The sequence below is a fragment of the Pseudomonas sp. Irchel s3f10 genome (genome assembly GCF_900187515.1).
Classification (GTDB): Bacteria; Pseudomonadota; Gammaproteobacteria; order Pseudomonadales; family Pseudomonadaceae; genus Aquipseudomonas; species Aquipseudomonas tensinigenes.
This window is the reverse complement of the sequence record NZ_FYDZ01000003.1, coordinates 236,973-251,269: the sequence shown is the minus strand read 5'-3', so window position 1 is coordinate 251,269 and position 14,297 is coordinate 236,973. Positions and strand designations below refer to the sequence as shown.

The 14,297-nt window shown below is 60.0% G+C and carries 13 protein-coding genes; 2 read left to right on the top strand and 11 right to left on the bottom strand.

Annotated features, from left to right (window positions below):
• Positions 1 to 36: 36 nt before the first annotated feature.
• From phoU to CKW17_RS10230, 6 genes are all read right to left on the bottom strand, one after another.
• Positions 37 to 798, bottom strand: a complete 762-nt coding sequence (gene phoU, locus CKW17_RS10255; protein WP_007954334.1) for a phosphate signaling complex protein PhoU — start codon at positions 796 to 798, stop codon at positions 37 to 39.
• A gap of 121 nt (positions 799 to 919) precedes the next feature.
• A complete protein-coding gene (gene pstB / locus CKW17_RS10250) occupies positions 920 to 1,753 on the bottom strand; it encodes a phosphate ABC transporter ATP-binding protein PstB (RefSeq protein WP_095119763.1) in 834 nt (277 codons plus the stop codon).
• 93 nt (positions 1,754 to 1,846) lie between these two features.
• Positions 1,847 to 3,517, bottom strand: coding sequence for a phosphate ABC transporter permease PstA (pstA, locus tag CKW17_RS10245; protein WP_077575089.1), 1,671 nt, complete (start codon positions 3,515 to 3,517; stop codon positions 1,847 to 1,849).
• A 16-nt stretch (positions 3,518 to 3,533) separates the two neighbouring features.
• Entirely contained in the window at positions 3,534 to 5,567 is a 2,034-nt protein-coding gene (locus tag CKW17_RS10240) for an ABC transporter permease subunit (protein ID WP_176470059.1), read from the bottom strand.
• 422 nt (positions 5,568 to 5,989) lie between these two features.
• Positions 5,990 to 6,988, bottom strand: coding sequence for a phosphate ABC transporter substrate-binding protein PstS (locus CKW17_RS10235; RefSeq protein ID WP_007920246.1), 999 nt, complete (start codon positions 6,986 to 6,988; stop codon positions 5,990 to 5,992).
• Between the two features lie 234 nt (positions 6,989 to 7,222).
• Positions 7,223 to 8,521 carry an MFS transporter gene (locus tag CKW17_RS10230; RefSeq protein ID WP_095119761.1) on the bottom strand — a complete coding sequence of 433 codons (1,299 nt, stop codon included), beginning with the start codon at positions 8,519 to 8,521 and terminating at the stop codon, positions 7,223 to 7,225.
• A 376-nt stretch (positions 8,522 to 8,897) separates the two neighbouring features.
• On the opposite strand from CKW17_RS10230, the gene CKW17_RS10225 reads away from it, so the two are divergent.
• Complete coding sequence (locus CKW17_RS10225; protein WP_003229628.1) at positions 8,898 to 9,302, top strand: acyl-CoA thioesterase; 405 nt, start codon at positions 8,898 to 8,900, stop codon at positions 9,300 to 9,302.
• A 58-nt stretch (positions 9,303 to 9,360) separates the two neighbouring features.
• Positions 9,361 to 10,260 (top strand): D-hexose-6-phosphate mutarotase, encoded by a 900-nt coding sequence (locus CKW17_RS10220; RefSeq protein ID WP_095119760.1) that lies wholly within the window; start codon positions 9,361 to 9,363, stop codon positions 10,258 to 10,260.
• A gap of 123 nt (positions 10,261 to 10,383) precedes the next feature.
• On the opposite strand, the gene CKW17_RS10215 is transcribed toward CKW17_RS10220, so the two are convergent.
• The 5 genes from CKW17_RS10215 to CKW17_RS10195 form a co-directional block, all read right to left on the bottom strand.
• Positions 10,384 to 10,920, bottom strand: coding sequence for a DUF3299 domain-containing protein (locus CKW17_RS10215; protein WP_007920225.1), 537 nt, complete (start codon positions 10,918 to 10,920; stop codon positions 10,384 to 10,386).
• A 92-nt stretch (positions 10,921 to 11,012) separates the two neighbouring features.
• Positions 11,013 to 11,258, bottom strand: coding sequence for a GlsB/YeaQ/YmgE family stress response membrane protein (locus CKW17_RS10210; RefSeq protein ID WP_007920223.1), 246 nt, complete (start codon positions 11,256 to 11,258; stop codon positions 11,013 to 11,015).
• Positions 11,259 to 11,370: 112 nt separating this feature from the next.
• The gene (locus CKW17_RS10205) at positions 11,371 to 12,453 is read right to left on the bottom strand and encodes a 5-(carboxyamino)imidazole ribonucleotide synthase (RefSeq protein WP_095119759.1); all 1,083 of its coding nucleotides are present in this window, start codon (positions 12,451 to 12,453) and stop codon (positions 11,371 to 11,373) included.
• 10 nt (positions 12,454 to 12,463) lie between these two features.
• Positions 12,464 to 12,955: a 5-(carboxyamino)imidazole ribonucleotide mutase gene (gene purE / locus CKW17_RS10200; RefSeq protein WP_007920220.1), complete on the bottom strand. Its 492-nt coding sequence runs from the start codon at positions 12,953 to 12,955 to the stop codon at positions 12,464 to 12,466.
• A 331-nt stretch (positions 12,956 to 13,286) separates the two neighbouring features.
• Positions 13,287 to 14,195 (bottom strand): LysR substrate-binding domain-containing protein, encoded by a 909-nt coding sequence (locus CKW17_RS10195; RefSeq protein ID WP_064116481.1) that lies wholly within the window; start codon positions 14,193 to 14,195, stop codon positions 13,287 to 13,289.
• Between the last annotated feature and the right edge of the window lie 102 nt (positions 14,196 to 14,297).

The following is a 14,297-nucleotide window of genomic DNA, read 5'->3' as shown; positions in this document are numbered from 1 at the left end:
CCCGGCCAAAGGGCCGGGCGCTTTTCTCAGGCAATCTTACTTATCGTCAGCATCGCCCGGAACATTAGCGGTTTCGCCGCTTGTGCCTTCAACTTCTTCTTTCATGCGCTTGAGGCCCATGTGGCGCACGTCGGTGCCGCGCACCAGGTAAATGACCAATTCGGAGATATTGCGCGCGTGGTCGCCGATGCGTTCCAGCGAACGCAGCACCCAGATGATGCTCAAGACCCGCGAGATAGAGCGCGGGTCTTCCATCATGTAGGTCGCCAGCTCGCGCAGCGCGGTCTTGTATTCGCGGTCGATGATCTTGTCGTACTGCGCCACCGACAACGCCAGATCGGCGTCGAAACGGGCGAAGGCGTCCAGCGCATCGCGAACCATGTTGCGCACTTGGTCGCCAATGTGGCGAACCTCGACATAACCGCGCGGCGCTTCGCCTTCTTCACACAACTGAATCGCGCGACGGGCGATCTTGGTCGCTTCGTCACCGATGCGCTCCAGGTCGATCACCGATTTGGAAATACTGATGATCAAACGCAGGTCGGAAGCCGCCGGCTGACGACGGGCAAGAATGCGCAGGCATTCTTCGTCGATGTTGCGTTCCATCTGGTTGATCTGGTCGTCGATCTCGCGCACCTGCTGAGCCAGACCGGAATCGGCCTCGATCAGCGCGGTCACCGCGTCGTTGACCTGCTTCTCGACCAGCCCGCCCATGGCCAGGAGGTGGCTGCGCACTTCCTCAAGCTCAGCGTTGAACTGCGCAGAGATGTGATGGGTAAGGCCTTCCTTAGAAATCATTGTGTTCGCTCCGCAAAAGCTTTAACCAAGAGCTGCAAGCTACGAGCTGCAAGCTGAAATTTGTCGTTACGCTGAACCGCTTTGACTTGCCGCTCGCAGCTTGAAGCTCGCGGCTGTACGGTCAACCGTATCGACCGGTGATGTAATCTTCGGTCTGCTTCTTCGCCGGATTGGTGAACAGGGTATCGGTGTCGCCGAATTCGACCAGTTTGCCCATGTACATGAACGCCGTGTAGTCGGACACCCGCGCGGCTTGTTGCATGTTGTGCGTGACGATGACGATGGTGAACTTGGATTTCAGCTCGTAGATCAGCTCTTCGACTTTCAGCGTCGAGATCGGGTCGAGGGCCGAGCACGGTTCGTCGAGCAGCAGCACTTCCGGCTCGACCGCGATGGTCCGGGCGATGACCAGACGCTGTTGCTGACCACCGGACAGACCGAGTGCCGATTCATGCAGACGGTCTTTGACTTCGTCCCACAGTGCCGCGCCTTTCAACGCCCACTCGACCGCTTCATCGAGGACGCGTTTCTTGTTGATGCCCTGGATGCGCAGGCCGTAAACCACGTTTTCGTAAATGGTTTTCGGGAACGGGTTGGGCTTCTGGAACACCATGCCGACGCGACGACGCAACTCGGCGACGTCTTCGCCCTTGCGATAGATGTTGTTGCCGTACAGGTTGATCGCGCCTTCTACGCGGCAGCCGTCAACCAGGTCGTTCATGCGGTTGAAGGTACGCAGCAGCGTCGATTTACCGCAGCCGGACGGGCCGATGAACGCGGTCACGCGCTGCTTCGGGATGTTCATGCTGACGTCGAACAGTGCTTGTTTCTCGCCGTAGTACAGGCTCAGGCCCGGTACTTCGATGGCCACGGTTTCCTGCTCGAGACTGAGGCTCTGCTTGTCGCGGCCCAGGGCAGACATGTTGATGCCGTGGCTATGTGTTTCGTGCTGCATGGTTCTCACTCCGTTCGTAGCTGCGAGCTTCTAGCTGCAAGCTGCAAGTTTGAGCAAAAGCGGCTTGTAGCTTGCCGCTTGTGGCTAATGGCTTTAGCTATCCAGTGCTTTGTATTTTTCACGCAGGTGGTTGCGGATATACACCGCCGACAGGTTCAAGGTCGCGATCACCAGCACCAGCAGCAGCGCCGTGGCGTACACCAGCGGGCGGGCCGCTTCGACGTTCGGGCTCTGGAAGCCGACGTCATAGATGTGGAAGCCCAGGTGCATGATCTTCTGGTCCAGGTGCAGGTACGGGTAGTTGCCGTCCACCGGCAGCGACGGCGCCAGTTTCACCACACCCACCAGCATCAGCGGCGCCACTTCACCGGCGGCACGGGCCACGGCGAGGATCATGCCGGTCATCATTGCCGGGCTGGCCATCGGGATCACGATCTTCCACAAGGTTTCAGCCTTGGTCGCACCGAGGGCCAACGAGCCTTCACGCACAGTACGTGGAATACGCGCCAGACCTTCCTCGGTCGCCACAATCACCACCGGCACCGCCAGCAGCGCCAGCGTCAGCGAGGCCCAGAGCAGACCCGGTGTACCGAAGGTCGGTGCCGGCAAAGCTTCGGGGAAGAACAAGCGGTCGACCGAACCACCCAGCACGTAAACGAAGAAGCCCAGACCGAACACGCCGTAAACGATCGCCGGAACGCCAGCGAGGTTGTTCACCGCGATACGGATGATCCGTGTCAGGGTGTTCTGCTTGGCGTATTCACGCAGGTACACCGCCGCCAGCACGCCGAACGGGGTGACGATCATCGCCATGATCAGGGTCATCATCACGGTGCCGAAGATCGCCGGGAAAATCCCGCCTTCGGTGTTCGCTTCACGCGGGTCGTCCGAAAGGAATTCCCAGATCTTGCTGAAGTAGAAGCCGACCTTGGTGAAGGTGCTCATCGCGTTCGGCTGGTAGGCGTGAACCACTTTGCCCAGACCGATTTCAATCTCTTTGCCGTTGGCATCGCGAGCGGTCAGGGCATCGCGGTTGAACTGCGCATGCAGATCGGCCAGGCGCGCTTCGATGTCCTGATAACGCGCATTCAGCTCGGCACGCTCGGATTCCATGTCCGCTTGCGCGGTGGCGTCGAGCTTGCCTTCCAGTTCCAGTTTGCGACCGTGCAGACGGATGCGCTCCAGACCTGCGTTGATTGCACCGATGTCAGTCTTTTCCAGCGACTTCAGTTGTGCCGCCAGACCGTTCACACGGTTGATCCGCGCCTGCAACTCAGGCCACGCGGCCTCGCCCTCGGCGATGACTTTGCCATCCTGTTTGACGTTGACCAGGTAGCCGTAGAAATTGCCCCACTCGCGACGCTCGATCGCCATCAGTTCTGGCGGCGTGGTCTGGTTGGTCAGCCACTCGCCGACGATCCAGGTGAAGTCGTTGCCGTTCAGGTCACGGTTGCCGACCTTGATCAGCTCGCGGGTCATGAATTCCGGGCCTGCATCGGGCACCGGCAAACCGGCGCTCTTCAGACGGGCGCGAGGCACTTCTTCTTTCTGTACCACTTCGCCGATGACCAAGTGATTGGCCTGACCCGGTACGTCGTAATTGGCGTGGACCAGATCCGCCGGCCAGAAGTGACCCAGACCGCGTACGGCAATCACGGCCAGCAGGCCAATGGTCATGATGACCGCGATGGACACCGCGCCACCGCTGATCCAGACGCCCGGGGCGCCGCTCTTGAACCATCCTTTCAGGGAGTTCTGTTTCACAGACTTCTACCTTTGCTTAAAGCGACGAGTATTTCTTGCGCAGACGCTGACGAATCAGTTCTGCCAGGGTGTTCATGACGAAGGTGAACAACAGCAGCACCAGCGCCGAGAGGAACAGCACGCGGTAGTGGCTGCCGCCGACTTCCGACTCGGGCATTTCCACCGCGACGTTGGCGGCCAGGGTGCGCAGGCCTTCGAACAGGTTCATTTCCATGACCGGGGTGTTGCCGGTGGCCATCAGCACGATCATGGTTTCGCCGACCGCACGACCCATGCCGATCATCAGCGCCGAGAAGATCCCCGGGCTGGCAGTCAGGATCACCACGCGAGTCATGGTCTGCCACGGCGTGGCACCGAGGGCTAGCGAGCCGAGGGTCAGGCCACGCGGCACGCTGAACACGGCGTCTTCAGCGATCGAGTAGATGTTCGGGATCACTGCAAAACCCATGGCCAGACCGACCACCAGAGCGTTGCGCTGGTCGTAGGTGATGCCCAGGTCGTGGGAAATCCACATGCGCATGTCGCCGCCGAAGAACCAGTTCTCCATGAACGGGCTCATGTACAGCGACAGCCAGCCCACAAACAGAATCACAGGAATCAGCAGCGCACTTTCCCAGCCATCCGGGACTTTCAGGCGGATCGATTCAGGCAGGCGGCTGAAGGTGAAACCGGCGACCAGAATGCCGATCGGCAGCAACATCAGCAGGCTGAAGATGCCCGGCAGATGCCCTTCAACATACGGTGCGAGGAACAGGCCAGCGAAGAAACCGAGGATCACCGTCGGCATCGCTTCCATCAGCTCGATCACCGGTTTGACCTTGCGGCGCATGCCCGGGGCCATGAAGTAGGCGGTATAGATTGCCGCAGCGACGGCCAGTGGAGCAGCGAGCAACATCGCGTAGAACGCGGCTTTCAGGGTGCCGAAGGTCAGTGGCGAGAGGCTCAGTTTTGGTTCGAAATCGGTGTTGGCGGCGGTCGATTGCCAGACGTATTTAGGCTCGTCGTAGTTCTCGTACCAGACCTTGCTCCACAGCGCGCTCCACGAGACTTCCGGGTGCGGGTTATCGAGCAGCAACGGTTGCAGCTTGCCGCCGGCTTCGACGATCACGCGGTTGGCACGTGGCGACAGCCCGAACAGGCCTTGGCCTTCGACCACCTGATCAACCAGCAGCGTGCGGTGCGCGGTGCTGTGGAACACGCCGAGCTTGCCGCTGGCATCCAGGGCGAGGAAGCCTTTGCGACGCTCTTCAGCGCTGATTTCAACGATTGGCGTGGTGCCCATCTGGAAGGTGCGGATCTGCTTCAGACGCAGTTCGCCGTCGGTGTCGCGGGCCATGAACCATTGGGCCAGACCACCCTTGGAGTCGCCGACGATCAGCGAGATACCACCGACCAGTTGCGTGGTCGCGGTGACTTCAGCGTCAGCGTTTTCCAGCAGTTTGTAGCGACCGTTGAGGCTCTTGTCGCGCAGGCTAAACACATCGGCCTGAGCGCGACCGTTGACCACGTACAGCCACTGCTGGCGCGGGTCGACGAAGATGTTTTTCACCGGCTCAGTCATCTGCGGCAGATCGATACGCTTCTGCTCGTTGGTGACTTCGCCGGTCATCATGTTTTCTTCGCTGGTCAGCGACAGCACGTTGAGTTGCGAACCGGTCGAACCAACCAGCATCAGCGTCGTGTCGGTGGCGTTCAGGCTGACATGCTCCAGCGCACCGCCGGCTTCGTTCAGGGCGATCGGCGTCTCGCCATACGGATACTCGATGGCCGGGCTGATGGTTTTCTTGCCATCGGGGTAGCTGACTTTATAGGTGTGACGGAACACCAGCGCCTGCCCATTGGACAGACCCACGGCCACCAGCGGATGGCCCGGCTGGTCTTCACCAATCGAGGTCACGGTGGCACCGGCAGGCACCGGCAGATCGACGCGCTTCAGTTCAGCGCCACTGTCGATATCAAAGAACAATGCCTGGCCCTTGTCGGAAACGCGCATGGCCACCTGATTCTGCTCTTCGAGCGAAATCATCAGCGGCTTGCCGGCGTCCTGCATCCAGGCTGGGGTGATCGAGTCTTTCGCGGTCAGGTCGGCACCCTGGAACAGCGGCGCAACCACGTAGGCGAGGAAGAAGAAGATCAGGGTGATGGCTGCCAGCACCGCGAGACCGCCAACGAGGACGTACCAGCGGGTGAAGCGATCCTTGAGCGCGCGAATGCGGCGCTTGCGTTGCAGCTCAGGCGTATTGAAATCAATGCGCTTGGGAGGATTAGTAGTCATGTGGGAATTGGCCAGATCATTCATGCGCTCACCCTAGCGATCCTGTATGACAGAAAGATGACAATGCAGTGACGCAGCAAATCCACCGCCAGCGGGACTGGCAGAGGATCAAAAATTTGAGGTGTGGAAAAGGCCGGCCTGCGTGCAGATCCGGCCTTTTACCTGAGTCCGGTGGGGTTCACCCTGGACTCAATTTGTTACTTCTTTGCGACAGCGCCGCCTTCTTGCAGACCCAGGTCAGCCAGTGCTTTTGCAGCAACCTTGGCTGGCAGTGGGATGTAACCGTCTTTCACTACCACTTCCTGGCCCTGCTTCGACAGCACCAGTTTCACGAACTCGGCTTCCAGCGGAGCCAGAGGCTTGTTCGGGGCTTTGTTGACGTAAACGTAGAGGAAACGCGACAGCGGGTATTTGCCGTTCAGGGCGTTTTCTTCGGTGTCTTCGATGAAGTCAGTGCTGCCTTTCTTGGCCAATGGCACGGTTTTCACGCTGGCAGTCTTGTAACCGATGCCCGAGTAACCGATGCCGTTCAACGAGGAGCTGATCGACTGCACCACCGACGCCGAACCAGGTTGTTCGTTAACGTTTGGTTTGTAGTCGCCTTTGCACAGGGCTTCTTCTTTGAAGTAGCCGTAGGTGCCGGATACCGAGTTACGACCGAACAGCTGAACTGGCTTGTTGGCCAGGTCGCCGGTCACACCCAGTTCGCCCCAGGTTTTCACGTCGGCTTTGGCGCCGCACAGACGGGTCGACGAGAAGATCGCATCAACCTGTTCCATGGTCAGGTGCTGGATCGGGTTGTCCTTGTGTACGAATACGGCCAGGGCGTCCACGGCAACCGGGATAGCGGTTGGCTTGTAACCGTACTTCTGCTCGAAGGCCGCCAGTTCGGTGTCCTTCATCTTGCGGCTCATCGGGCCCAGGTTGGAGGTGCCTTCAGTCAGCGCAGGTGGCGCAGTGGCGGAGCCAGCGGCCTGAATCTGGATGTTTACGTTCGGGTATTCTTTTTTGTAGTTCTCAGCCCAGAGGGTCATGAGGTTGGCCAGGGTATCGGAGCCGACGCTGGACAGGTTGCCCGACACACCAGTGGTCTTGGTGTAGCTCGGGATAGCAGGGTCAACAGCGGCAACCGCGTTGGCAGTCGCAACGCCAGCAGCGACAAAAGTCATTGCCGCCATCAAACGCTTCAGTTTCATGCCTTACTCCTAGCAGATAGGGTGTGTTAAGTCGGGGCCAAGTATCAGCAGGCCGTGTGAACACTCTATGGCTGAAATATGACAATTGGATGAAAGGCCAGCATTCGGGTTTTACAAGATGATTCGAGTTTGCCCCCCATTCGCGAGCAGGCTCGCTCCCACAGTTGAAATGCATTCCAATGTGGGAGCGAGCCTGCTCGCGAAAGGGCCGGTACTGCTAGAGGAAATTCCGGATCAACGCCCCTTCTTCCAGAGCCACGCCCCCACCAGAATCCCCATCGCACACAGCACCGCCACATAGTAGGCCGGCCCCATCGCGCTTTCTTTCAGCAGCAGACTCACCACCATCGGCGTCAACCCGCCAAAGATCGCGTAAGCCACGTTGTACGAGAACGACAAACCGCTGAAGCGCACCACCGGCGGAAACGCTTTAACCATTACATATGGCACCGCACCAATGGTGCCGACCAGAAAACCGGTCAACGCGTACAGCGGGAACAGCCAGTTCGGGTGATCGGCGAGGCTGTGATAGAAGGTCCACGAGCTGATCAGCAGGCCCAGGCAACCGAACACAAACACGCGCCCGGCACCAAAGCGATCCGCCAGTGCGCCGGAAATGATGCAGCCGATGCTCAGGAACACGATCGCCAGACTGTTTGACTGCAGCGACTCGGTAGGCGAAAAGTGATAGACCGTTTGCAGCACGGTCGGCGTCATCAGGATGACCACGACGATGCCAGCGGAAAGCAGCCAGGTCAGCAGCATCGAGATCGCGATCGCGCCGCGATGGTCACGCAGCACAGCACGCAGCGGCACTTCTTCAGCCAAGGCTTTGCGCAGTTGCAGCTCGGCGAACACTGGGGTCTCGTGCAGCCAGCGGCGCAGATACACCGAGAACAGGCCGAACACGCCGCCCAGCAGGAATGGAATCCGCCAGGCGTAATCGGAAACCTCTGCTGGCGTATAAATGCTGTTGATCGCCGTGGCGACCAGTGAGCCGAGCAGAATGCCGGCGGTCAGCCCGCTGGTAAGGGTGCCGCAGGCGTAACCCATGTGCTTTTGCGGCACGTGTTCGGAAACGAAGACCCATGCCCCCGGTACTTCACCGCCAATCGCCGCGCCTTGAATCACCCGCATCAGCAAAAGCAGGATCGGCGCCCACATGCCGATCTGTGCATACGTTGGCAGCAGACCCATGATCAGGGTCGGCACGGCCATCATGAAAATGCTCAAGGTGAACATCTTCTTGCGCCCCAGCAGGTCGCCGAAGTGCGCCATGACGATGCCGCCCAGCGGCCGCGCGAGGTAGCCGGCGGCGAAGATGCCGAAGGTCTGCATCAGGCGCAGCCACTCGGGCATGTCGGCCGGGAAGAACAGCTTGCCGACCACGGTGGCGAAGAAGACGAAGATGATGAAGTCGTAGAATTCCAGCGCACCACCGAGGGCGGACAGCGACAGAGTCTTGTAGTCATTGCGGGTCAACGGTCGTGCGGGTTGCTCGGGCTGCGCGAGGCTCGAAGGCGCTGTGGTCATGGCAAGGGCTTCTCTTATAGTCGGATCTGCCGCCACAACAACGCTGGCGGTGGCTTGGGCAGGTTCGGCACCATAGCAAATTGTTCGAAAAAGCACATAGAGGCGCGTAATTGACGGTCGAAATGAGAACCGGATGGTCGTCGTGGAGTCTACCGACCGATATACTCGCAACCTGCTCCGGTTTGTAAGGGGTTGCTGTGCGAAAACGTCGTTGGCCCGGCCTTTGCTCGGGATTAGCCGGTTTCGCAGAGTTTCTCCTTAGGCGCCTGATGGAAAACGTGACGAACGTAGTAGGTTCGGTGCTGAATCGTTTTTCCCGAAGACGGCTACCACCAGCAATACCAACGAAGAGTCACGGGTCAGAGGCACCCCCGGCATGATAGAGCTCGAACAAGAAGATCCAATCCCGCAAGGCGACCTGGCCCTGCAAATCACCGCACTTCCACGTGAAACCAATGGCTTTGGCGATATTTTCGGCGGCTGGCTGGTAGCGCAGATGGATTTGGCCGGCACCGCAATGGCCAGCCGTGTCGCTGGCGGCCGCGTCGCCACGGTTGCCATTGATCGCATGGCGTTCCTCGTGCCAGTGGCTGTCGGCGCACAATTGTCCTTCTATACCCAGACCCTGGAAATCGGCCGCAGCTCGATCCAGATGATGGTCGAAGTGTGGAGCGACGACCCGCTGTCCAGCGAATGGCGTAAAGTCACCGAAGCGGTATTCGTCTTCGTCGCCATCGACGGCAGCGGCCGCACTCGTTCAGTGCCGCCACGCGCGCGTTAAACCTCGTGGCCGTTTTGCGGTCGATAACCGTCCCAAGTGTCTGATCGAGAGCTGTCCCATGAACACGCCCAACGTTGAAGCGGTGAAACTGGATGAACTGAACTGCTGGCGCATCCGCCACGGTCAGGCCGAAGTGCTGGTGGCCCAGCAAGGCGCGCACATCCTCAGTTATCAGATCGATGGGCAACCGCCGATCATCTGGCTCAACGACAAGGCCGACTTCAAGACGGGCAAAAGCATTCGCGCCGGCGTGCCGGTGTGCTGGCCGTGGTTCGGCAAATTCGAACGCAACCCGCAGAGCGTGCAGGCCATGTACACCGGCGAGCAACCGGCACCCGCGCACGGTCTGGTGCGGGCGATGGATTGGGAGCTGGGCGGCATCGAATCCGAGGCTGACGGCGTCAAGGTCGAATTCAAGCTGCCCTATCCCGAAGGTGGCCTGCCGGGCTGGCCGCATCAGGTCGATCTGACCCTGACCCTGCACTTGTCCGAGCAACTGAGTTTCAGCCTGACCAGCCACAACCGTGGCAGTGACAGCGTCAGCCTGAGCCAGGCGCTGCACACCTATTTCGCGGTCAGTGATGTGCGCAATGTGCATGTCGCTGGCGTGGATGGATTGAAGTACATCGAGACGCTGGATGACTGGAAAACCACCAGTCAGCAAGGCGATCTGCATTTTGCCGGTGAGACCGACCGCATCTACCTCGATGCTCCGCCGCAGCTGAGCATTGTCGATCCGACGTGGGAAAGACGCATTGTGCTGACGGCTACCGGTTCACGCACGGCGGTGATCTGGAACCCGTGGATCGACCGTGCTGCAGCGTTGGCGGATATGGACAACGATGGCTGGCAGCGCATGTTGTGCATCGAGACGGCGAATGTGATGGATGACGTGGTGAATCTGGCGCCGGGTGCGAGTCATACCATGGGCGTCAGTGTCGCCAGCACACCGCTCTAATCAAAACCGCCAAACCAATGTAGGAGTGAGCCTGCTCGCGATAGCGGTTTGTCAGATCCATTAAATTGGCTGACACGACGCTATCGCGAGCAGGCTCACTCCTACAGTAGTTTGTGGCGCCTGTTAGAGATCGGACTCCTGCACCACCCGCACTTTGTCCGCTTCCAGCGCATACGCCGCATCGGCCAGATCATTGCTGACCTTCTCGACCTTCAGCGTGCCGGTCACCCACAACGGCGTGTAGATATCGTCCAGTTTCAAACCTTTCGGATACCGCACCAGCACCAGTTGATTCGGCGGCGGTGGCGGCACGTGGATGCACGCGCCCGGGTACGGCACAAGGAAGAACAGTGTGCTGCGACCCTTGGCGTCAGACTCCAGCGGCACCGGATAACCGCCGATGCGAATGTGTTTGTCGTTCATCGATGCCACGGTTTTGGTCGAATACATCACCGCTGGCAGACCTTTGGCCTGCTTCATCCCGCCCTTCTCGGTGAAGGTGCCGGTGGCTTCCGGGGAGTTGTGGTCGATTTCAGGCATGGCCTCGAGGGCCTTTTGATCCGACTTGGGCATCAGTTCGAGCCAGTCGGTTTCCGGCAGTTCGCCGGCGTGGGCCAAACCGCTGCCCAGGAAAAGGAGAGTCAACAGAAGACGGCGCATGAAGGTGCTCGGTATAGAAAGGAAGGAACAGTGAATCGCCGAGCATTCTAGCCCTCCCGGCCACTTTGGCAGAGAGGGCTTTGTCGCTTTGATCAGTTCTTTTTGATCAGGCCGTAGATCACTAGCAACACGATGGCGCCGACCAGTGCGCCGATGAAACCTGCGCCCTCGCCTGCGTGATAGATGCCCAGAGCCTGGCCGCCGTAAGTGGCTGCCAGCGAACCGCCGATACCGAGCAGGATGGTCATGATCCAGCCCATGCTGTCATCGCCCGGTTTCAGGAACCGTGCCAGCAGGCCGACGATCAAGCCGATAAAGATGGTTCCGATAATTCCCATGGCATTTCCCTCTGATTTGGTAGATATGCCAAAGCCTAGACAGACTTTGGCATCCTGCCATGAGAGAACGGCGGCTCCTGAATGGTTCCGCCGCTGCCACATGAAACTGTCGTTACTCGGCGATCAGCGCTTCGACCTTGACGATCTGCGCTTGCAGCGTGGCCATGTCGGCGCAGCGCAGGTTGGCGTGGCCGACCTTGCGCCCGGCCTTGAAGGCCTTGCCGTAGTGATGCAGATGGCAGTCTTCAATGGCGATGACTTTCTCAACCGGCGGCACCACACCGATGAAGTTGAGCATCGCGCTCTCGCCAACCTTGGCGGTCGAACCCAGCGGCAGGCCGGCAACGGCGCGCAGGTGGTTTTCGAACTGGCTGCACTCGGCGCCTTCGGTGGTCCAGTGCCCGGAGTTGTGCACGCGCGGGGCGATTTCGTTGGCCTTGAGGCCACCGTCGACTTCAAAGAACTCGAACGCCATCACGCCGACGTAGTTCAACTGCTTGAGCACACGGCTCGAGTAGTCCTCGGCCAACGCCTGCAACGGGTGATCAGTGCTGGCCACCGACAGCTTGAGAATGCCGCTCTCGTGAGTGTTGTGCACCAACGGATAGAACTTGGTTTCACCATCGCGAGCACGTACGGCGATCAGCGAGACTTCACCGGTAAACGGCACAAAGCCTTCCAGCAGGCAGGACACGCTGCCCAACTCGGCAAAGGTGCCGACCACGTCTTCCGGTTTGCGCAGGACTTTCTGACCTTTGCCGTCATAACCCAGGGTGCGGGTTTTCAGTACGGCAGGCAGGCCGATCGAAGCTACGGCGGCGTCCAGATCGGCTTGCGATTGAATGTCGGCGAAGGCTGGAGTCGGGATGCCCAGGTCCTTGAACATGCTCTTTTCGAACCAGCGATCGCGAGCGATGCGCAGGGCTTCGGCGCTCGGGTAGACCGGGACGAATTGCGACAGGAATGCCACGGTTTCAGCCGGGACGCTTTCGAACTCGAAGGTCACCAGATCGACTTCATCGGCGAGTTGGCGCAGATGATCCTGATCGCCGTAATCGGCCCGCAGGTGTTCGCCCAACGCCGCGGCGCAAGCGTCCGGCGCAGGGTCGAGGAAAGCGAAGTTCATGCCCAGCGGAGTGCCCGCCAAGGCCAACATGCGACCCAACTGGCCGCCACCGATTACACCGATCTTCATCTCAACAACCTCAGGCAATACGTGGGTCTGGATTGTCCAGGACGCTGTCTGTCTGCTCGGCACGGAAGGTTTTCAGTACCGCGTGGAACTGTGGATGCTTGGCGCCGAGGATGCTCGCCGAGAGCAGCGCTGCGTTGATCGCGCCGGCCTTGCCGATGGCGAGGGTGGCGACCGGAATGCCCGCTGGCATCTGCACGATCGACAGCAGCGAGTCGACGCCCGAGAGCATGGCCGACTGCACTGGCACGCCCAGCACCGGCAGGTGGGTCTTGGCCGCACACATGCCTGGCAAGTGCGCTGCGCCACCGGCACCGGCGATAATCACCTCGATGCCGCGGCTTTCAGCCTCTTCGGCGTACTGGAACAGCAGATCCGGGGTGCGGTGGGCAGAAACCACCTTGACCTCGTACGGGATGCCGAGCTTTTCCAGCATATCGGCGGTGTGGCTAAGGGTGGACCAATCGGACTTGGAGCCCATGATCACGCCAACCAGTGCACTCATCGTCGCGCCTCTTCTCTCTGGAGCGCCCGCAGGCGCGTCATAAAACAACAAGCCACGCAGGTTGCGTGGCTTGATTGTACGAAAAATGGCCGGACGTGCCGGCCGAAGGCCGCGCAGTATACCGCAATGAAAGCAATAAACAGCCCCCCACGCGACCATCTGTCATCTGCCGCAAATGCCCGGTTTTATTGACCTGAAGGTCAGCGACAGAACACCGCAAATCCCCTGTAGGAGTGAGCCTGCTCGCGATGGCGGTGTGTCAGTCACATCGTCGCTGAATGTGCTGACGCTATCGCGAGCAGGCTCACTCCTACAAGGGGTCCGCGTAGGCTCAGGAAGCTTGGGCAGCGCCGCCTTCGAGCTTGCGCCACAGCAGGCGCACGTTGGCTTTACGCACCAAGGCGCAGCGATACAGGCGAATCTCCAGTGGCACGTGCCATTGCGGGCCACCGCAGACCACCAACTCACCACGCGCCAGCTCAGCACGCACGCTCAACTGCGGCACCCAGGCAATGCCCAAGCCCTCCAGCGCCATGCTCTTGAGGCTGTCAGCCATCGCAGTTTCGTAAATAGTGGTGAAACGCAGCTGACGCTGACGCAACAATCCATTCACCGAGCGACCCAGAAACGCCCCGGCGCTATAGGCCAGCAACGGCACGCTCGCCTCTCCTTCCAGATCGAACAGCGGCTTGCCCTCGGCATCCGCTGCACACACCGGCAGCATCTCGGTCTGGCCCAAATGCAACGAGGGGAAAATCTCCGGGTCCATCTGCATCGCCGCGTCCGGGTCATAGAACGCCAGCATCAGATCGCAGCCACCTTCACGCAACGCATGCACCGCGTCACCCACGTTAGTTGCGACCAGTCGCGTGGCGATGTTCAAGCCTTCATTACGCAGTTGCGCGATCCAGCGCGGGAAGAAACCCAGCGCCAACGAGTGAGCGGCCGCGACTTGCATCACTTCGCCCTGCCCGCCTTCCAGATGATGCAGATGGCGCAGCACTTCACCCAGCTGTTCGACCACCGTGCGCGCCGTCACCAGAAACAACTGCCCCGCTGCCGTCAGTTCGATCGGCGTGCGCGAGCGATTGACCAGGGTCAGCCCCAGCGCAGCCTCGAGACTGCGGATCCGCCGACTGAACGCCGGCTGGGTCACGAAGCGCCGTTCGGCCGCCTGCGAAAAGCTGCGGGTGGCGGCCAGAGCACTGAAGTCCTCGAGCCATTTGCTTTCCAGATTCATCACGTCCTCCCGGACACGCACCAAAACAGGTCACACGTCTGCCGCGCACGCGGCGTCACACGGGCATTATGCCGAATGTGCATAGGGCAGTGCTGAACAGCA